Here is a 19,192-nt window from a genome sequence, read left to right on the forward strand (position 1 = left end):
AAGTGTCGAGTGGTACTGGTACTGCTGGAGAACGCCACGCGGCACTCACGCGGGCCGGGAGCCGCCCAGTTCGCCCTCCCAGCGACGGTAGAGACGGTGGGGCACGCCCACCGAGTCCAGGGCCCGGCCGGCGACGAAGTCCACGAGGTGCTGGATGTGCGTCGCCCCGGCGTAGAAGGCGGGCGAGGCGGGCAGGACGGTGGCGCCCGCGTCGTCCAGCGCCACCAGGTGCCGCAGCGTCCGACCGTTCAGCGGGGTCTCTCGTACGGCCACGACCAGCGGCCTGCCCTCCTTGAGGGTCACGCTCGCCGCCCGTTGCAGCAGGTCCTTGGACAGCCCGAGGGCGACGCCCGCCACACAGGCCGTCGAGGCGGGCACGATCAGCATGCCCTTCGCCGGGTACGACCCCGAGGACGGACCGGCCGCCAGGTCACCGGCGCTCCAGTGCCGCACCCCGGTGAGGTCCACGTCGAACGTGCCGGGCTTGCCGTCGGCGCCGAGGGACAGCCAGGCGCGCAGGTCGTCCCGCCAGTGGGCGTCCCGGAAGGAGATGCCGGTCTCGTCGAGCAGGGTGAGCCGCGAGGCCCGGCTGACCACCAGGTCGACGCTCTGTCCGGCGTCGAGCAGCGCACGCAGCACAGCGGCCGCATACGGCGTGCCGGACGCTCCGGACACCCCCACGATCCAAGGCGCGCGCTGCGTTTCTCCTGCGTTCACGCGGCTAGCCTACCGGCGGGGCGTGGCGGGCTCAGGTCCGGCTCGTACTCGCCGCGGTTCTCGGCCTCCGCCGCTGCCGGGACGGGGGGCAGTTGCCGTAAGTCAGGTCGCCGAAAACGTGTCCTCCAGCTTGCCGAGTTCGACGGCAAGCCGCACGCCACTGACGCGTGCGGCCGTGCGGGCCCGGGACGGCAGCCTGCCCGTTGGCCGGCTCACGCTGACGGGCGTTCGTCGTAGTGGACGACCGTGACGAGGTGTTCGGGGCCAGGGGTCTCGAGTTCGTCGACCGCGGCGACGGCCAGATCCTCGGCACTGATCCACGATCGGCCGTCGGCGCCGGTGAGCAAGGTGTCGGTGCCACGCCGATAGCGGCCGGTTCGTTCACCGGGCTCGAGCAGGGCCGGCGGGCTCAGGTAAACCCAGTTGGCACCAGCATGGGCCTGGCAGGTCCGCAACTGAGCGATCCCCGCGGTGGCGACGGCCTTCAACTCGGCGGGCACATAAGCGGGGTCGTCGGCGACCAACAGGTCCCGGCCGCCGGGGCTGCGCAACGCGCCCGCGCCACCGATCACCAGAACGCGAATCCCGAGCTGTGCGGCGATGTCCAGCACCGTGCGGGTGGCGTCGACCAAGAACTCCTGGTCGACCGGAACGGTCCGTACGGTCAGTACGACAGCGTCCGCGGCGCCGTTGGAGGCAGAGCCTGCGAGCGCCTCGCGTACGGCGCACGGGTCATTCGCGTCGACCGCCATCGGCGTGACCTGCGGATCCTCGCTCTCGGGCTTCCGGGACAGCGCAAGCCCCCGGTGTCCGCGTGCACTGGCCTCGGTGATCACCCGCCTACCGACCATCCCGGTGGCGCCGAGCACGGCGATCGTCATGCCGGTCCTCGTCGAACCTGTCTTCCTTACGGTTGTATTCATCGGATCCGTCCTCCTCGGATCTGGTCCTCTCCCCTGCGATCCGCTGCGGGCCTGCCGCGCGCGATGCGGTCGGACTGGTTCGGAGGGTTGAGCTGCGCGGCCAGCAAGGCAGCGAGAGCGAGAGCGAAACCAAGGGTCTGCAGCAGGCTCAGTGACTCGCCCAGCACGGCGCCGACGACGGCCGCTACCAGCGGAGACAGCAGCACCAGCGGTGCGGACGCGCCGACCGCCAGCTTTCCGATCCCGCGGAACCACAGCGTGTACGCGATCAGCCCACCCATGCTGCCGAGCCATAGATAACCCCCGACCGCTCCGGCGTCGATCCGCTGCGGCACCCCCTCGATCGCGAGGGTGAGCGGAAGCAACAGCAGGCCACCGGCCGCCAGTTGCCAGCCCGCCAGGGCCAGTGGGCCGACCCCCGCGGGGCGGCCCCAGCGCTTGGTGAGGACGACCCCGCCGGCCATGGTGGCCGTACCGCCGAGGCCGGCGAGCACACCGGCGACGTCGAGTCGGGCCCCCGGCCCGAGCACGACGAGTCCAACACCTGCCACGCCGATCACTCCCCAAGCCAGTCGCCAGATCGTCGGCCGGTCATGGAGCACCGCGGTGGCCAGGGCGGCGACCAGCAGCGGCTGCGCGGCGCCGAGGGTGGCGGCGACACCGCCGGGAAGTCGTTCGGCCGCCAGGAACAACAGGGGGAAGAAGGCTCCGATGTTGAGCACGCCGAGGACGGAGGCCTTCCACCACCAGGCTCCTCGCGGGAGCACGCGGGTGATCGCCAGGGCGAGCAGCCCGGCGGGCAGGGCGCGCATCAGCCCGGCGAACAGCGGATGCCCGGGCGGTAGTAGTTCCGTGGTCACGGCGTACGTGGTGCCCCAGGACGCGGGGGCGAGTGCGGTCAGCGCGACGGTCGCCACCTGTTGCGCGTACGAGGTCCGCGGCGGGCCCGGTGACAGCTCGGTCAGGGAATGCATGCGGGAAAGTCTCGCCAGCATGTCACCATGAACGCAAAGCATGTTTGTCATGGCAGCCATGAACCAGCACGATGATGGTGTGGATCTCCAGCAGATGCGATACGTCGTCGCCGTCGCCGAAACCCGCAACTTCACCCGCGCCGCGGAGCGCTGTTCGGTGGTGCAGTCGTCACTCAGTCACCGGATCGCCGGCCTGGAACGGGAGCTCGGGGTCAAGCTGTTCGCCCGGTCCAGCCGCCGCGTCGAGCTGACCAGCGCCGGAGCGGCGTTCCTCGTCGGCGCGCGCGAGTGCCTGGCGGCTGCGGACCGCGCGGTCACCGACGCTGCCGCCGCGACCGGCGTGGTACGCGGCCGGCTCGCCGTCGGCGTGATCGTGACCACGGCTGCCGTTGACGTACCCGAACTGCTGCAGCGCTACCGCGCCCAGCACCCGGATGTCCGCGTCCTTCTCCGTTCGGGACGCAGCGACGAACTGGCGGCGGCGATCCGGAGCGGCGAGCTGGACACCGCCTTCCTCGGCCTGCCGGAGGGCGAACGGCCGTCCGGTGTGGAAACCGTCGTCCTCGATCACGACGAGCACGTCCTGGTGGTGCCGGCCGGACACCGGCTCGCGGGCGTCTCCCAGGTCACGTTGCAGGAGATCGCCGAGGAGACGTTCGTGGACTTCGTGGGCGGGACCCCTGCCCGGGCCCAGTCCGATCAAGCGTTCGCCGCTGCCGGGCTGAACCGCGATGTCGCGTACGAAGTAGGCGTCGTCGAACTGATCACCCAGCTGATCGCGCGCGGGCTCGGCGTCGCACTGCTGCCGTCGGCGTTCATCCGGCCGTTGATCGCCCACGACCCCGAACTGGCCCTGGTCCCGGTGATCGACGGACCGCGTCGTATCGAATATCTGGCATGGAGCCGATTCAACCCGAGCCCAGCCACCCGCGCGCTGCTCGACGTCCTCGGGGTCAAACCACAGCCGTAGCCCAGCCGTAGCCCTTCCTGTGCCGGCGGACTCCGTCGTCCCGCGTGGCCGGGGAGTCCACGCCGCCGCACGCCGACGCTCTACACCGTCAGCCCCCGCACCAGCAGATCGAGCAGCGCGCACACGAAGAGCGCGATGCCGATGAACCCGTTGACGCTGAAGAACGCCCGGTTGAGGCGGGACAGGTCGTGCGGCCGGACGATCGTGTGCTCGTAGACGAAGGCGCCCGCGACGACGACCAGGCCCAGCCAGAAGAAGGCGCCGGCGCCGGTGGCGAGGGCGTACCAGACGAACAGCGCGGTGGTGACGAGGTGGCAGGCCCGTGCTCCGCGGATGGCGGCGGGGACGCCGAAGCGGGCCGGGACCGACTTCACGCCGACCTCGCGGTCGGTCTCCACGTCCTGGCAGGCGTAGATGAGGTCGAAGCCGCCGATCCAGACGCCGACGGCCAGGCCCAGGATCACCGCGTCCCAGGACCAGCTGCCGGAGATCGCCAGCCAGCCGCCGATCGGGCCCATCGCCTGGGCCAGGCCCAGGATGGCCTGCGGGAAGTTCGTGAACCGCTTGCCGTAGGGGTAGACCACCATCGGGACCACCGCGACGGGGGCGAGCGCCAGGCAGAGCGGGTTGAGCAGGGCCGCGGCGGCCAGGAACACGACGAGCGCGACGAGCGCGCCCGTCCAGGCGTGCCGCACCGACATCGCGCCGGTCACCAGTTCGCGGTGCGCGGTGCGCGGGTTACGGGCGTCGATCTCCCGGTCGATGATCCGGTTGACCGCCATCGCGAACGTGCGCAGCCCCACCATCGCCACGGTGACGAGCAGCAGCCTGCCCCAGTGGATGGTCCTGTCCCACTCGTACATCGCGGTCAGGGAGGCGATGTAGGCGAAGGGCAGCGCGAAGATCGAGTGCTCGATCATGACCAGGCGCAGGAAGGCCTTGGTGCGTCCCGGTTGCGGGATCGCGGCGGACGCCGAGCTCACAGGCCGTACTCCTTCCAACGGCGGTCCACCAGGGCCGCCGTGTCGGGGTCCGAGAGGACCATCTCCGGCCACCCGCCGTCCCGCGTGTAGCCCTCCTCGGGCAGCTTTTTCGTCGCGTCGATGCCCGCCTTGCCGCCCCAGAACTGCTGGTAGGAGGCGTGGTCGAGGTGGTCGACGGGGCCTTCCACGACCGTGAGGTCGCGGGCGTAGTCCGTGTTGCCGAGGGCCCGCCAGGCGACCTCGTGCAGATCGTGCACGTCGCAGTCGGCGTCGACGACCACGATCAGCTTGGTCAGCGACATCATGTGTGCCCCCCAGATGGCGTGCATCACCTTCTGGGCGTGCTTGGGGTACTTCTTGTCGATCGAGACGATCGCGCAGTTGTGGAAGCCGCCCGCCTCGGGCAGGTGGTAGTCCACGATGTCCGGGACGATGATCTTCAGCAGGGGGAGGAAGAAGCGCTCGGTGGCGCGGCCGAGCGGTCCGTCCTCCGTCGGGGGGCGGCCCACGACGATCGACTGGAGCAGGGGCCGCCTGCGCATCGTCACGCAGTCGATGGTCAGTGCCGGGAAGGGCTCCTGCGGGGTGTAGAAGCCGGTGTGGTCGCCGAACGGCCCCTCGGGCAGCATCTCGCCGGGCTCCAGCCAGCCCTCCAGGACGACCTCGGCATGCGCCGGGACCTGGAGCGGGACGGTCTTGCAGTCGACCATCTCGATCCGCCGGCCCGCGATGAACCCGGCGAACAGGTATTCGTCGATGTCGCCGGGGAGGGGGGCGGTCGAGGCGTACGTGACGGCCGGAGGGCAGCCGAAGGCGATCGCCACCGGCAGCCGCTCGCCGCGCCGGGCGGCGACCTGGTAGTGATTGCGGCTGTCCTTGTGGATCTGCCAGTGCATGCCGATGGTGCGCTTGTCGTGGCGCTGGAGGCGGTACAGCCCGAGGTTGCGGATGCCGCTCTCCGGGTCCTTGGTGTGGGTGAGCCCCAGGTTGAAGAAGGAGCCGCCGTCCTGGGGCCAGGTGAAGAGGGCCGGCAGGGCGTCGAGGTCGACGTCGTCGCCGTGCAGGACGACCTCCTGCACGGGTGCGCTGTCGGACTTCACCTTCTTCGGCGGTACGTGCGTCATCGCGCCGAGCTTGCCGAACGCCTCGCGCACGCCCACGAAGCCGTGCGGCAGCTCGGGCCGCAGCAGCCCGCCGATCCTGTCGGAGATCTCGCCGTACGACTTCAGGCCGAGGGCCTTCAGCAGCCGCCGGTCGGTCCCGAAGACGTTCATGGCCAGCGGCATGGCCGAGCCGCGCACGTTCTCGAAGAGCAGCGCGGGGCCGCCGGACTTCTGCACCCGGTCGACGATCTCACCGACCTCCAGATACGGGTCGACCTCGGCCTTGATGCGCTTGAGGTCTCCCTCGCGCTCCAGCGCCCTGAGCAGGGAACGAAGATCGTCGTACGCCATGGGGTCCAGTATCCCCGAGCGGCTACCCTGGCCCCGTCACGGGGCCGGTGCAGGGCCCCTCCGCCGCTTTCCAGGGGGTTCTCGACATGCTCAGGGTGCTGCTCTACGTCGTGCCGCTGGCACTGACGATCTTCGCGTTCATCGACTGCCTGAACACGCCGGAGGACGAGGCCAAGCACCTTCCCAAGGTCGCCTGGGTCTTCATCATCCTGCTCTTCTGGATCGTCGGCCCGATCGTCTGGCTCGCCGCGGGCAAGGACCGCCGTCCTCCGGCGAACGGTCGCACGCCCTCGGAGTGGCACCAGAACCAGCGGCTCGATTACATCGCCCCGGACGACAACCCGGCGTTCCTGAAGTCCCTCGCCGAGGAGAACAAGAAGGACGAGGACCTGCTGAAGAACTGGGAGGCCGATCTGCGCCGCCGCGAGGAGGAGCTGCGCCGCAAGGAGAACGGCGAGGAGCCGAAGAGCAGCTGAGCGGCCCCGGTCGGGGGGCGATACGGCTAGCGCAGCCGGGACGACGACAGGATCGATAGCAGGTGGGCCGGGACCATCACCCAGGTGATGGCCGCGAGGGCGATCAGCGCCCAGCGGGTGACGTCGGCTCCGCCGGTGACGGTGTCGCCGACGGCCGCGGCCAGCAGGAGCAGGGAGGCCTCGATGCCGTTGGTCACCCGGTGGATCTTGAACGCGGCGGCCAGCCGGCGCACCGTGGCCACGCCCTGCGAGCGCGGCCGGGTGGACTCGTCGTCGGCGACGGCCAGCCCGCGCCGGGCCCGGGCCACGTCGACCAGGTCGGTGGAGGCCTTCAGCAGGACCACGCCGAGGGCGGTCGCCAGGCCCAGCGACACCCAGCCGCCGAAGCCGGACCGCGCCGCGTGGAAGCCGGCGCCCACCATCAGCGCGGCGTCCGCGAGGTAGGCGCCGAGCCGGTCGACGTAGATGCCGACCGCGCTGTTCTGGCCCTTCCAGCGGGCGACCTCGCCGTCCGCGCAGTCGAAGAGCAGGAAGAGCTGCATCAGCACGACGGCCAGGACGGGACCGGTCAGGCCCGGGATCAGCAGCGCCGCCCCGGAGGCCATCCCGCACCCGACCATGGTCCAGGTCAGCTGGTCGGGGGTGACGGGGGTGCGCACCAGCTGCCGGGTCAGGCGCAGCGAGATCCTCCGCATGTACAGGCGCCCCGCCCAGTGCTCGCCGTTGCGGCTCGCCAGTTTCGCCTGCGGCTGGCAGACCTCCCGCAGCTCCTCCAGGACCGGAGCAGCAACCATGACCGTTTCCTCCCACCCACCGAACCCGACTGCCGCGCGCGCGGCGATGATCGGGTCAGGGTACAGAGTGCGGGGCGCGCGGTTTCCGGGGGCGTGCGCGGGCCGTTGCCGCGGGGCGGACGCGTCAGCACAGTGAGGGCATGGATCGGGAACAGGCACGTTCATGGCTCGCCACCGCCCTCGCCGAGGCCCGCGCCGGGCTGGCCGAAGGGGGCGTCCCCATCGGTGCCGCGCTCTACGGAGCCGACGGCACCCTGCTCGGCCGCGGCCGCAACCGCCGCGTCCAGGACGACGACCCGTCGACGCACGCGGAGACGGCGGCCTTCCGTGCCGCGGGGCGGCAGCGCTCGTACCGCGGCACGACGATGGTGACCACGCTCTCGCCCTGCTGGTACTGCAGCGGGCTGGTCCGTCAGTTCGGCATCGCGCGGGTGGTGATCGGTGAGGCGGCCACGTTCCGGGGCGGGCACGCGTGGCTCGCGGAGCACGGTGTGGAGATCGTGGTCCTGGACGACGCGGAGTGCGTCGCGTTGATGCGGGACTTCATCGAGCGGCATCCGGACCTGTGGAACGAGGACATTGGTGAGCCACCACTTCGATCAGACGTTCGAAGCGACTCCGCCAGCGTCGCTCCGTCCCCGCCTCGCCCCGGAACTCGTGGGTGAAGCGGAGCACGGAACCGTCCTCCCCGTCGCGCTCCAGATGGAAGCGGACGCGGCCGCTGCCCTCCACGGTGTACTCGGCGACCCGGTCCACGTCCCACGCGGTGATCCGCCCGCTGCCCAGGCCCCGCAGGCTCACCGCGCCGCCGAGCCGGGGTTCCAGCTCGTCGGCGCCGGTGAACCAGCGCGCCAGCCCCTCCGGTGTGGTCAGCTCCGGCCAGACCTGGTCCATGGGCCTCGGGAGCCGCACCAGGAAGGTGAGCAGGTGCGTGTTCCCGTGGATCCGGCTGGTGCCCTGTTCGATGGAACCGGTCATGACACCAGTGTCGCCGAGGGGCCGGTCAGACGCCCGAGTACGAGTGCTTGCCGCTGACGAAGATGTTCACGCCGTAGTAGTTGAACAGCCAGCAGCCGAACGCGATCAGCGCGATGTAGGCCGCCTTGCGGCCCTTCCAGCCGGCCGTGGAGCGGGCGTGCAGGTAGCAGGCGTAGGCGACCCAGGTGATGAAGGACCAGGTCTCCTTGGGGTCCCAGCCCCAGTAGCGGCCCCAGGCGGACTCGGCCCAGATCGCCCCCGCGATGATCGTGAACGTCCACAGCGGGAAGACGGCGGCGTTGACGCGGTAGGAGAACTTGTCCAGGGACGCCGAGGCCGGCAGCCGCTCCAGGACCGAGGTCGCGAAGCGGCCGGGCTTCCCACCGGAGGCGAGCTTGTTCTCGTAGGAGTCCTTGAACAGGTACAGCAGGGTGCCGACGGCGCCGACGTAGAAGACCGCGCCGCAGAAGATCGCGGTGGAGACGTGGATGTACAGCCAGTACGAGTGCAGGGCGGGCACCAGCTGGTCGCTCGCCGTGTAGAGCACCGTGACCGCGAGGCCGAGGTCGAGCAGGACGGTGGTGGTCAGGAACAGGCCGAGCCAGCGCACGTTCTTCTTCAGCGCGAGCAGCAGCAGGTAGACGCCGACCGCGACCGTGGAGAAGGTGATGTTGAACTCGTACATGTTGCCCCACGGCGCCCGCTGCACGGAGGCCGCGCGGGCGATGACGCCGCCGAGCGCGAGGAGGAAGCCGAGGACGCTGAGCGACACCGCGATCCGGCCGTACAGGTCGCCCTTCTCGTCGCCGCCGTGCGCGCCGGGCCCGTCGGGCACGTCACGGGCGCCGGCGGCGGACCGTACGACCACCTCGGGGCGTTCCAGCACGGCGGTGCTCCCGGCGGACTTCACCGTCACCGCCGGGCCCCGCGCCCCCGCCGCGCCGTCCTTGCCGGTCAGCGCGGCGGCCGTGCGGGCCACCTTGCTGCGGCTGCCGAAGAGCCACTCGGTGATGTACGCGAAGAAGGCCAGGGTGTAGACGGCCATCGCGGAGTAGATCAGCGTGTTGCTGATGTTGGCCAGGTTCTCGTTGGTCGCCGTGGCGAGCTCTGTTGCGGCGGCGAGAGTCACTTCTCCTCAGCCCCTTCGGCGGGTACGGGGGTGCCGGCGTCCGGCTCCCGGTCGGGGTCGGCGTCGGCCTGTGCGGGCGCCTTGTCGTGGACGAGGGCGGCCAGGTCGCCGAGCTCCTCGGGGAGTTTCGCGGACTCGCTGCGGCCCAGGCCCGCCATCTCGACGACGGTCACGCCGTCGGCGCCCCGCACCGCGCGCACCCAGACGCGGCGGCGCTGGATGAACAGGGAGCCGGCCAGTCCGGCGATGGCGGCGAGCGCTCCGGTGAGCGCCCAGCCGGTGCCCGGCTGCTGCACGATCTGGAAGCCGGCCCACTCCTTGATGTCCTTGTCGAAGGTGATGGAGCCGGCGCCGTTCGGCAGCGTCATGGTCTCGCCGGGCAGCAGCCGGGCGGCCACGGGGTTGCCCTTGGCGTCCTTGAACTGCTTGAGGTTCGGGTTCTTGGTGTCGAGCTGGTAGACGTTCTGCGGCACGCCCGCGTCGACGCCCAGGTCGCCGTGGTACCCGGTCAGCGCGAGGACGGGGAAGTCCAGCGCCGGGAACTGGGAGAACATCGTGCCCTTGCCGGCCCCGGCGAAGGTCGGCACGAAGAACGCGGAGAAGCCGAGCTGCTCGGACGTGCCCTGGGCGTTCCTGTAGCCGTCGAGCACCTTGATCGCGCCCTGCGAGGTGACGTTGGAGTCGACCGGCAGCAGCGGCACGGCCTGGTGGTAGACCACGTTGCCCTTGCCGTCCCGGACGGTGACGGTGGGGGCGTAGCCGTGGCTGACGAGGTAGACCCGGGCGTCGTCGACCTTCAGCGGGTGGTTGGGCGAGATGCTGGCGTTCCGCTCCTCGCCGTGGGCGCCCAGGCTGTAGGCGATGTCCGCCCGGTACACGCGCGGCGTGCCCTTCTGCGGGCCGGTGCGCTCGTAGGTACCGGTGAACTTCTTCAGATTGAAGCTGAAGGGCACCAGATCGTCGTCGTTGAAGAGGTTGCCGGACTTGAAGTCGTCGTACTGGGTGAGGGTGTTGGTGAAGCCGTCGCCCTCGACGATCAGCTTGTTGCCCTCGGTCTTGTACAACTGGCCCCAGGCGAAGGCGATCAGCATCACGATCAGCGCGATGTGGAAGACGAGGTTGCCGGCCTCGCGCAGATAGCCCTTCTCGGCGGCGACGGCGTCACCTTCCGGGTGGGCGCGGAAGCGGCGCTGCTTGAGGATCCTCAGCGCGGTCTCGCGGACCTCCTCGGGGGCGGCGGCGGTGCGCCAGGTGGTGTACGCGGGCAGCCGGGTCAGCCGCTTGGGGGCGCCCGGCGGGCGGCTGCGCAGCTGGCCGACGAACTGCCAGGTGCGCGGCACGATGCAGCCGATGAGGGAGACGAACAGCAGGATGTAGATCGCGGAGAACCACACCGAGCTGTAGACGTGGAACAGGCCGAGCCTGTCGTAGATCGGCGCGAGCACGGTGTGCGCCTTCTGGAAGGCCTCGACCTTCAGCGCGTCGGTGCCGCTCTGCGGGATCAGCGAGCCGGGGACGGCGCCGAGGGAAAGCAGGAACAGCAGCATCAGCGCGACCCGCATGGAGGTGAGCTGCCGCCAGAACCAGCGGACCCAGCCGAAGACCTCCCGCCAGGTCCAGGCGAGCCGGCCGGCCAGTCCGGGCGCCCGGTTGCCGCCGAAGGAGCCGGGGACGGCTGTCTCGGCGGGGGCGGTGGACAGCTGGGAGCCGGCGGCGCCGAGGTCCTCGTCGCCGGGCGGCACCACCGCCGTGGTCCCGTCGTCCGTCGTACTGGTTGGCGTCTTGCTCATGGATCAGATCCCCACAGTGAAGCCGGTGGACCAGGTCTGCATCTCCTGCACCAGCCGGTCCCAGGCGCCGGTGAGCAGCAGCACGCCGGTCACGATCATCATCGTGCCGCCGACGCGCATCACCCAGACATAGTGGCGCTTGACCCAGCCGAAGGCTCCCAGCGCCTTGCGGAAGGCGATCGCGGTCAGCACGAACGGAATGCCGAGGCCGGCGCAGTAGGCGACGGTCAGCAGCGCGCCGCGCCCGGCGCTGGCCTGGGTGGAGGAGAGGGCCACCACGGAGGCGAGGGTCGGGCCGATGCACGGGGTCCAGCCGACTCCGAACAGGGCCCCGAGGAGGGGTGCGCCCACCAGGCCCGTGGTGGGGCGCGTGTGGAAGCGGAACTCGCGCTGGGTCAGCCAGGGCATCAGGCCCATGAAGAAGACGCCCATGAGGATCATGAGCACGCCCAGCACCTTGGACAGGGTTCCCTTGTAGTCCTGGAGGGTCTGCCCGAAGAAGCCGAACAGTGCCCCGCCGGAGACGAAGACCACGGTGAAGCCGAGGACGAAGAGGCAGGCGCCGACGGCCATCCGGCCGCGCCGGGCCTCGGCCAGGTCCGTGCCGGTGACTCCGGTCACATAGGAGAGGTAGCCGGGCACGAGCGGCAGGACACAGGGGGAGAAGAAGGAGACGAGCCCGCCGAGCACGGCGACGGGCAGCGCGAGCAGCAGGGCTCCGCTGAACACCGTCTGGTTGGGATCAGTGGCTGCGGCCAGTAGCACGGCGGCTCACTTCTCCGCGACGACCGGGTCGAGCATCTTGCGCAGCTTGTCCTCGCTGAGCGCCTGGAGAGCGCGCGCGGCGATCTTCCCGTCCCGGTCGACGATGATCGTGGTGGGGATCATCTGCGGGTTCAGGGTGCCCTTCTGGAAGCGGAGCATGAGCTTGCCGGTCGGGTCGTACAGGCTCGGGTACGGCACGTCGAACTGCTTCTCGAACGCGAGGGCCGGCTGGGTGCTGGAGTCCCGCGTGTTGATGCCGACGAACTGCACGCCCTTGCCGGCGGTGTCCTTGGCCACCTTCACCAGGTTGGGCGCCTCGGCCCGGCACGGCGAGCACCAGGAGCCCCAGACGTTCAGGACGACGACCTGGCCCTTGTAGGCGCCCATGTCGAGCTGCTTGCCCTCGAGGCTCTTCCCGGACAGGTCGGGGGCGGGCTTGCGGTCGGCCTTCGGCACGGTCGCGATGCCGTCGGCACCGGTGATGAAGTTGGTGTTGCCCGAGCCGCCGGAGGTGCCGCCGGAGCCGCAGGCGGACAGGGCGAGTGCCAGGGCGGCGCTCCCGGCGGCGAGCAGCGCGGCACGGCCACGGACGCGGCTGGGACGCGTGCGGTGCGGACGGGGCGTGCGGTTCGCCCGGTTCGAGCACTGGGGGGCACGACTGACGGCACTCATGTGAAAAGTTTCGCATGCCCCTTCCGGGGATCTTGCGCACCCCCCTCACGGCCGGAAAAGCGCATTTCAGGCGGCCTTCGAGGGGGCCTTGGCAGGTGCCGTGCCGGCGCCTGCGGCATCCTCGAGGAACTCCTTCCAGCCGCCCGCCGGCCGCTGCCCCACGTCGAGGGTGCGCAGCGTGGCGAGCACCTCGGGCCTCTGCACGTCCATCCAGTCGACGAACTGCCGGAAGGAGACCATGCGCACGTCGGCACCCTTCTCCCGCTCCCGCGCGATGTGCTGGAAGGCCTCTTCGACGGCGTCCATGTAGATGCCGCCGTTCCACTGTTCGAAGTGGTTGCCTATGAAGTACGGCGCCCGGTTCGTCTCGTATGCCCGCTTGAAGCCCTGGATGTAGGCCTGCCCGGACTGCCTGCGCCAGCCCGGGTAGTTGTGGGCGGGGGCGTTAGTGGAGTTGACCGACTGGTTGGCGAGCATGTTGTAGTCCATCGAGAGGACCTCGAAGCTGTGCCCGGGGAACGGTATCTGCTGCAACGGCAGGTCCCAGATGCCCAGCCGCTTGTCCGGCCACACCTGGCGGCCTCCGGGCGAGGACGCGTCGTAGCGCCAGCCGAGCTCGCGGGCCGTGGGCAGCAGCCGGTTCTGGCCGAGCAGGCAGGGGGTGCGGCCGCCGACGAGTTCCTTGTCGTAGTCGAAGGGCAGCGCGGGCAGGTCGCTCCAGCCCGTGTTGGTCCGCCACTGCTTCACGAAGCCCTTGGCCTGGTCGATCTCGCTGCGCCACTGCCGGGGCGTCCAGCCCGCGACCGAGCCGCCGCCGGAGCAGAAGTGGCCGTTGAAGTGGGTGCCGATCTCGTGGCCCTCGAGCCAGGCGCGGCGGACGTTGGTGAGCGTGGCCCTGACGTGCTCGTCGGTCAGGTAGCCGATGTCGGAGGCGCCGCGCGGGTTGTTCGGCGGGTCGTACAGACGCTTCTTCGACTCCGGCAGCAGATAGAGCCCGGAGAGGAAGAAGGTCATGTGCGCCTCGTGCTCCTTGGCGAGGTCCAGGAAGCGCGGGAACAGCCCGTTGCCGACCTCGCCGGCCCCGTCCCACGAGAAGACGACGAACTGCGGCGGGGTCTCGCCCGGCTCCAGCGGGACCGGCGCGGCCGGCTGGTGCGGCTGCCTGCCGGTGAACGAGGTCGAGCCGTCGCCTAGGGGACGCACGGGGGGCGTCGTCCGCGCACTCGGCCTGGGCGTGCTCGCACGGGGGGAGGCGGCACTGCCCCGGGCCGGGGACTCGACCGTGCCGCAGCCCGCGAGCCCGGCCGCTGCGGCGCCCGCGCCGAGGCCGAGTAGTCCCCTTCGGGAGAAGGTGCGCATGGAGATCCCCGATTCGTCACTGCCGCTGATGGTCACTCACTCAGAGGCAGTGACGAACGCGGGGGTTCCGCGAACCAATATGAACTTCACAACAAGCGCACAGGCAAAGGCGGAGTGCTGCCTTACGCGCCGAACGCCTTGCCCTGCCCCTTCACCGGCTTGGCACCCGCGAGGAGATGGGCCGGCACCAGGTCACGGGCCGGCTCGGTGTAGCCGACGGAGACGATCCGGTCGCCCCGGAAGGTGAACGTCGTCAGCGAGGCGAGCGTGCACTGCCGCTTGCGCGGGTCGTGCCACAGCCGCCGCCGCTCGACGTAGGAGCGCACGATCCAGATCGGCAGCTGGTGGCTGACGAGCACCGCCTCGTGCCCGCGCGCCCTGTCCTTGGCCGTGTGCAGCGCGCCCATCATGCGCACCACCTGGTCGAGGTACGGCTCGCCCCAGGACGGCTTGAACGGGTTGACCACGTGCTTCCAGTTGGCGGGCCGGCGCAGCGCGCCGTCGCCCACGCCAAAGGTCTTGCCCTGGAAGACGTTGGCCGCCTCGATCAGCCGCTCGTCGGTAGCCAGGTCGAGTCCGTGCGCCTTCGCTATCGGCGTCGCCGTCTCCTGCGCCCGCTCCAGCGGGGAGGCGACGACGTAGGTGATGTCGCGCGGGGCGAGGTGCTCGGCGACCCGCTCGGCCATCTTCCGGCCCAGTTCGGACAGGTGGTAGCCGGGCAGCCGCCCGTACAGGATCCCTTCCGGGTTCTCGACCTCGCCGTGCCGCATCAGGTGGACGACGGTGATGTCGTCCTGGCCGTTCGTCTCGGGGGCGTCGCTCATGCCGTCGCCTCCGCCGCCGCACGGGCCGCCGCCGGAAGGGCGTCGGCGATCCGCTCGAGTGCCCGCTCGTCGTGCGCCGTGGAGACGAACCAGGACTCGAAGGACGACGGCGGCAGATAGACGCCGTTCTCCAGCATCGCGTGGAAGAACGCGGTGAAGCGGAACGACTCCTGCGCCTTGGCGTCCTCGTAGTCGCGCACCGGGCGGTCCGTGAAGAACACGGAGAACATGTTGGAGGCGTTCTGCAGGGTGTGCGCCACGCCCTCCTTGGTCAGCGCCTCGGAGACCAAGGCCTGGACCTGCCGCGAGACGGAGTCGACCGTGGTGTACGCGACGTCGTCGAGCAGGCGCAGCTGGGCGAGCCCGGCGGCGGTGGCAACAGGGTTCCCGGAGAGGGTTCCGGCCTGGTAGACGGGCCCGGCGGGGGCGAGGTGCGCCATGACGTCGGCGCGTCCGCCGAACGCTGCGGCCGGGAATCCGCCGCCCATCACCTTCCCGAAGGTCATCAGGTCGGGCTCGACGCCGTCGACGCCGTACCACCCGGCCCGGCTGGTACGGAAGCCCGTCATGACCTCGTCGGAGATGTACAGGGCGCCGCCCGCGGCGCAGAGGTCCTTGAGCCCCTGGTTGAACCCGGGCAGCGGCGGCACCACGCCCATGTTGCCGGGCGAGGCCTCGGTGATCACGCAGGCGATCTCGCCCGGGTGCGCGGCGAAGGCGGCACGCACCGCGTCGAGATCGTTGTACGGCAGCACGATCGTGTCGCCGGCCTGCGCGCCGGTGACGCCGGGGGTGTCGGGCAGGGCGAAGGTGGCGACGCCCGACCCGGCCGCGGCGAGGAGGGAGTCGACGTGTCCGTGGTAGCACCCGGCGAACTTGATCACCTTGGACCGCCGGGTGAACCCGCGGGCGAGGCGGATCGCGGACATGGTGGCCTCGGTCCCGCTGGAGACCAGCCGCACCCGCTCCAGCGGGCCGACCCGGTCCACCATCTCCTCGGCGAGCGCGACCTCGCCCTCACCGGGCGTCCCGAAGGACGTGCCGTGCACGACCGCCTCCTGCACGGCGGCGATCACCTCGGGGTGCGCGTGCCCGAGGATCATCGGACCCCAGGAGCACACGAGGTCGACGTACTCCCGTCCGTCGGCGTCCTTCAGGTACGGACCGCTGCCGGAGACCATGAACCGGGGCGTACCGCCCACGGCGCGGAAGGCGCGCACCGGCGAGTTCACGCCGCCGGGCGTGACGGCCGCCGCACGGTCGAACAGCGCCTGCGAGACAGGGGCTTCGTAGGAATAGGGCAGTTCGCTCATGACCTGCGACTTCTCCGATTTCTCGGGGGTTCTCCGAATACGGTGGGCAGTGACCTGTTCAGGGTAGGCCAGCGACGGGGGCGGACCGGGGGCGGTGCGGCCAGGACCGGCCGGATCCAGGTGCGGCGAACGGCGGATTCGCGGATTCGGAGCGACCCATCTGCGAAACTGGGCTCCGCGTACGTATGGACAGGCGAAGGGTCGTGTCGGGGACCGTCCGGATCCCGCGGGCAGATGGTTGGGCGCACGTTTCGGCGGGCGGCCGCGGGGGAGGTCACTGACACGATGATCGGGTTGCGCAGCGGGCGCCACGCGTCCTAGAAAAGCAGTCGGGTGGAGATATGCATCGCGGTGGCGGACTGGGCGAGGGGACTGACGGCCTGGGTCCTCGACGTGCCCGGCGGGGAAGGCACCGGCGCGACGCTGAGGAAGCAAGCGAAGCACGCCAGGCACGGGATGTACCGAGTGAGTCCGAGCGGAAGGACCGGCGAGGCGACCGCCGGGCCGAGCTGCTGGGAGCAGGGAGCAGGAATGGTGGTCGGGTGGGGGTGACGTACAAGTACTTCGGCGCGCCCGACGGTGCGACGGCGGCCCGCGTCCCGATCTCGATGCGGCCCGAGGAACTCGGCGGCGACGAGCTCGGCATGGGCGGCATGTTCACCAAGATCAAGCCGGAGACGATGGCCGCCATGGTGCTGACCGGCATCGAGGGCGTGCCCCTGCACAAGGTGCCACCGCTGGAACTGGTCGTCCTGCACCCCGACTACGCGGTCGTGAAACTCCCGACGACCGCGGTCGACCCCCTGCGCGACATCGGCGAGGAAGCGGTCGGCGCGGCCGCCTTCATCTGGTCCACGGTCCCGGACCGCGGCGGCCCACGCGACGCGTTCAACGTGTACCAGCTGCTCCACGAGTGGCAGGACTTCAGCCACCGCCTGCACGAGGCGGGCCACCAGCCGTACTGCCTGGTGTGGCCCTGACCTGTGGTGCCGCGGCGTTCGGGCGGGGCTTTCGGGTCCCGCCCCGTGCCGGGTGGGGCCGTCAGGCGGCCGGGGCGCGCGAGCACGCCCCGCACACGTCACCAGCAGCGCTGCGCCGACGCCGTGTCGAGGCCGCGCCGACGTCGTACTAGCTAGTGCCGCGACAGGCAACGTCTGCCCCGCCGCGACGCCCGGCACGCTCCCCCAAGCACTTCGAGCAGGGGGGACCCCCAGAGCACGCACCGGACGCCGCCCCTTGACGGGCAAACGTTGCCCGCCGCGGCACTAGGTCGCGGAGCCGCGCCGGTCGCCCCGGCGGTCGGAGCCGCGGCCACCGGCGCCGGAGGAACCGCGGCCGCCCGTGCCGGAGGAGCCGGGTGTGGCTCCGCCGGACGACGGGCGGCGGCCGGAGCCGCGGGCCGTCTTGCCGGAGGCGGAGCCGGAGCCGGTCGTGGCCCGGCGGCCGGAACCGCGGCCGCCCGTTCCGCCCGCGGCGTTCTTGGTCCCGTCGGCTCCCGCCCGGCGGGCGGCACCGCGACCGCCGGACGCGGAGGCGCCGTCAACCGCACCGGCCGAAGCGCGGCGGTTCCGGCCGCCCGTGCCGGTGGCGGCGCCCGTCGCCGGTCCCGCCCCAGCGCCGTTTCGGCGCCGTCGGCCGGAGCGCCTGCCGGGCTCGGTGCCGGCCTTGCGGTCCGGGCGGGACGCCGGCGGCGTCGCGGGCTGGGGCACCTCGATGGTGACGGCCACGCCGGAGGGCTCGCGGGCACCGGTGAGGGTGGCCAGTTCCACGTCGCTCGACTTGATGCTCGCCGTCCGGGGACGGATGCCCGCGTCCGACATGAGGCGGGTGACGTCCCGCTTCTGCTCGGGCAGGACCAGCGTGACCACGCTGCCGGAGCCGCCGGCACGCGCCGTGCGGCCGCCCCGGTGGACATAGTCCTTGTGGTCGGTGGGGGGATCGACGTTCACCACGAGGTCGAGGTTGTCGACGTGTATGCCCCGGGCCGCGACGTTCGTCGCCACCAACGCAGTGACCTGGCCGTTCTTGAACTGCTCCAGGGTGCGGTTGCGCTGCGGCTGCGAGCGGCCGCCGTGCAGTGCCGCCGCGCGGACACCGACGGCCAGGAGACGCTTGGCGAGCCGGTCGGCGGACCTCTTGGTGTCGAGGAAGAGGATGACCCGGCCGTCACGGGCCGCGATGCGCGTGGTGACCGCCTTCTTGTCGGTCTCGTCCTGGACGTGGAGCACGTGGTGCTCCATGGTGGTCACCGCTCCCGCGGACGGGTCCACGGAGTGCACCACCGGGTCGGTCAGGAACCGCTGCACCAGGCGGTCGATGTTGCCGTCGAGGGTGGCCGAGAAGAGCATGCGCTGTCCGTCCGGCCGCACCTGCTGGATCAGCTTGGTGATCTGCGGCAGAAACCCCATGTCGGTCATCTGGTCGGCTTCGTCCAGCACCGTGATGCGTACGTCGCCGAGCACGCAGTCCCCGCGTTCCACGAGGTCGTTGAGCCTGCCGGGGGTCGCCACGAGCACCTCGACGCCGCGCCGGAGCGCACCGGCCTGCTTCGTGATGGACAGCCCGCCGACGACGGTGGCCAGCCGGAGGTTCACGGCCGACGCGTAGGGGGTCAGCGCGTCCGCGACCTGCTGGGCGAGTTCGCGGGTGGGCACCAGCACGAGGGCGAGGGGCGCCTTGGGCTGCGCGCGCAGTCCGGCCGTGCGGGCCAGGAGCGCCAGCCCGAACGCGAGGGTCTTGCCGGACCCGGTACGTCCCCGTCCCAGCAGGTCACGGCCGGCGAGGGAGTTGGGGAGCGTGGCGGCCTGGATCGGGAAGGGCGTGGTCACGCCCTGCTCGGCAAGGGTCTTCAGCAGCCCCGCGGGCATGTCCAGACCCGCGAAGTCCTCGACGGCGGGAAGAGCGGGCGTCCTGCTCTCCGGCAGCCGGAACTCCCTCGGCGACGCGGAGGACGGGGATGATGAGGCACGCCGGTTGTTCGGCTTCTGGGGTCTGCGGGACATGCGGTGGTCGGCCTTCCTCGAAACAGCACAAACCGGGGTCAGCACCATGTCGGTGCCGACCCCGGTGAG

The 19,192-nt window shown here is 71.1% G+C and carries 18 protein-coding genes and 1 pseudogene; 4 read left to right on the plus strand and 15 right to left on the minus strand.

Annotation, left to right across the window (positions count from 1 at the left end; translation table 11 throughout):
• Positions 1-45 precede the first annotated feature (45 nt).
• From ACTYVM_RS25935 to ACTYVM_RS25945, 3 genes are all read right to left on the minus strand, one after another.
• Complete coding sequence (locus tag ACTYVM_RS25935; protein WP_445528272.1) at positions 46-717, minus strand: UbiX family flavin prenyltransferase; 672 nt, start codon at positions 715-717, stop codon at positions 46-48.
• Positions 718-929: 212 nt separating this feature from the next.
• Entirely contained in the window at positions 930-1,598 is a 669-nt protein-coding gene (locus tag ACTYVM_RS25940) for an NAD(P)-dependent oxidoreductase (protein ID WP_445528273.1), read from the minus strand.
• Positions 1,599-1,636: 38 nt separating this feature from the next.
• Positions 1,637-2,614: an EamA family transporter gene (locus ACTYVM_RS25945; protein WP_445528274.1), complete on the minus strand. Its 978-nt coding sequence runs from the start codon at positions 2,612-2,614 to the stop codon at positions 1,637-1,639.
• Positions 2,615-2,654: 40 nt separating this feature from the next.
• On the opposite strand from ACTYVM_RS25945, the gene ACTYVM_RS25950 reads away from it, so the two are divergent.
• Complete coding sequence (locus ACTYVM_RS25950; RefSeq protein WP_445528275.1) at positions 2,655-3,584, plus strand: LysR family transcriptional regulator; 930 nt, start codon at positions 2,655-2,657, stop codon at positions 3,582-3,584.
• 80 nt (positions 3,585-3,664) lie between these two features.
• Here the strand turns inward: ACTYVM_RS25950 and mqnP are convergent, their stop codons facing one another.
• Positions 3,665-4,567, minus strand: a complete 903-nt coding sequence (mqnP, locus tag ACTYVM_RS25955) for a menaquinone biosynthesis prenyltransferase MqnP (RefSeq protein ID WP_445528276.1) — start codon at positions 4,565-4,567, stop codon at positions 3,665-3,667.
• On the minus strand, positions 4,564-6,021 hold the full coding sequence (locus tag ACTYVM_RS25960) for a menaquinone biosynthesis decarboxylase (protein WP_445528277.1): 1,458 nt from the start codon (positions 6,019-6,021) through the stop codon (positions 4,564-4,566). Before ACTYVM_RS25960 ends, mqnP begins: the two co-directional genes overlap by 4 nt.
• An 86-nt stretch (positions 6,022-6,107) precedes the next feature.
• Between ACTYVM_RS25960 and ACTYVM_RS25965 the strand changes: the two genes are divergently transcribed.
• Entirely contained in the window at positions 6,108-6,497 is a 390-nt protein-coding gene (locus ACTYVM_RS25965) for a PLD nuclease N-terminal domain-containing protein (RefSeq protein ID WP_400033202.1), read from the plus strand.
• Positions 6,498-6,523: 26 nt separating this feature from the next.
• Here the strand turns inward: ACTYVM_RS25965 and ACTYVM_RS25970 are convergent, their stop codons facing one another.
• Positions 6,524-7,291, minus strand: a complete 768-nt coding sequence (locus ACTYVM_RS25970; RefSeq protein WP_445528278.1) for a CDP-alcohol phosphatidyltransferase family protein — start codon at positions 7,289-7,291, stop codon at positions 6,524-6,526.
• Positions 7,292-7,431: 140 nt separating this feature from the next.
• Between ACTYVM_RS25970 and ACTYVM_RS25975 the strand changes: the two genes are divergently transcribed.
• Positions 7,432-7,956: a nucleoside deaminase gene (locus ACTYVM_RS25975; protein WP_445528279.1), complete on the plus strand. Its 525-nt coding sequence runs from the start codon at positions 7,432-7,434 to the stop codon at positions 7,954-7,956.
• Here ACTYVM_RS25975 and ACTYVM_RS25980 read toward each other — a convergent pair.
• From ACTYVM_RS25980 to hemL, 8 genes and pseudogenes are all read right to left on the minus strand, one after another.
• Positions 7,880-8,269: pseudogene (locus ACTYVM_RS25980) on the minus strand (SRPBCC domain-containing protein); the annotation flags it as partial. The gene ACTYVM_RS25975 and the pseudogene ACTYVM_RS25980 overlap by 77 nt on opposite strands.
• A gap of 25 nt (positions 8,270-8,294) precedes the next feature.
• The gene (gene ccsB / locus ACTYVM_RS25985) at positions 8,295-9,398 is read right to left on the minus strand and encodes a c-type cytochrome biogenesis protein CcsB (RefSeq protein ID WP_445528280.1); all 1,104 of its coding nucleotides are present in this window, start codon (positions 9,396-9,398) and stop codon (positions 8,295-8,297) included.
• Positions 9,395-11,188: a cytochrome c biogenesis protein ResB gene (resB, locus tag ACTYVM_RS25990; protein WP_445528281.1), complete on the minus strand. Its 1,794-nt coding sequence runs from the start codon at positions 11,186-11,188 to the stop codon at positions 9,395-9,397. The genes ccsB and resB overlap by 4 nt, the downstream gene beginning before the upstream one ends.
• A gap of 3 nt (positions 11,189-11,191) precedes the next feature.
• The gene (locus tag ACTYVM_RS25995) at positions 11,192-11,953 is read right to left on the minus strand and encodes a cytochrome c biogenesis CcdA family protein (protein ID WP_445528282.1); all 762 of its coding nucleotides are present in this window, start codon (positions 11,951-11,953) and stop codon (positions 11,192-11,194) included.
• A 6-nt stretch (positions 11,954-11,959) separates the two neighbouring features.
• Positions 11,960-12,625: a TlpA family protein disulfide reductase gene (locus ACTYVM_RS26000; protein ID WP_400033214.1), complete on the minus strand. Its 666-nt coding sequence runs from the start codon at positions 12,623-12,625 to the stop codon at positions 11,960-11,962.
• A 66-nt stretch (positions 12,626-12,691) separates the two neighbouring features.
• A complete protein-coding gene (locus ACTYVM_RS26005) occupies positions 12,692-13,984 on the minus strand; it encodes a polysaccharide deacetylase family protein (RefSeq protein WP_445528283.1) in 1,293 nt (430 codons plus the stop codon).
• A gap of 122 nt (positions 13,985-14,106) precedes the next feature.
• Complete coding sequence (locus tag ACTYVM_RS26010) at positions 14,107-14,808, minus strand: histidine phosphatase family protein (protein ID WP_445528284.1); 702 nt, start codon at positions 14,806-14,808, stop codon at positions 14,107-14,109.
• A complete protein-coding gene (hemL, locus tag ACTYVM_RS26015) occupies positions 14,805-16,121 on the minus strand; it encodes a glutamate-1-semialdehyde 2,1-aminomutase (RefSeq protein WP_445528285.1) in 1,317 nt (438 codons plus the stop codon). Before hemL ends, ACTYVM_RS26010 begins: the two co-directional genes overlap by 4 nt.
• 341 nt (positions 16,122-16,462) lie before the next feature.
• On the opposite strand from hemL, the gene ACTYVM_RS26020 reads away from it, so the two are divergent.
• A complete protein-coding gene (locus ACTYVM_RS26020) occupies positions 16,463-17,101 on the plus strand; it encodes a hypothetical protein (protein ID WP_400033222.1) in 639 nt (212 codons plus the stop codon).
• 285 nt (positions 17,102-17,386) lie between these two features.
• On the opposite strand, the gene ACTYVM_RS26025 is transcribed toward ACTYVM_RS26020, so the two are convergent.
• On the minus strand, positions 17,387-19,123 hold the full coding sequence (locus ACTYVM_RS26025) for a DEAD/DEAH box helicase (protein WP_445528286.1): 1,737 nt from the start codon (positions 19,121-19,123) through the stop codon (positions 17,387-17,389).
• Between the last annotated feature and the right edge of the window lie 69 nt (positions 19,124-19,192).

Source organism: Streptomyces cyslabdanicus (assembly GCF_052663305.1).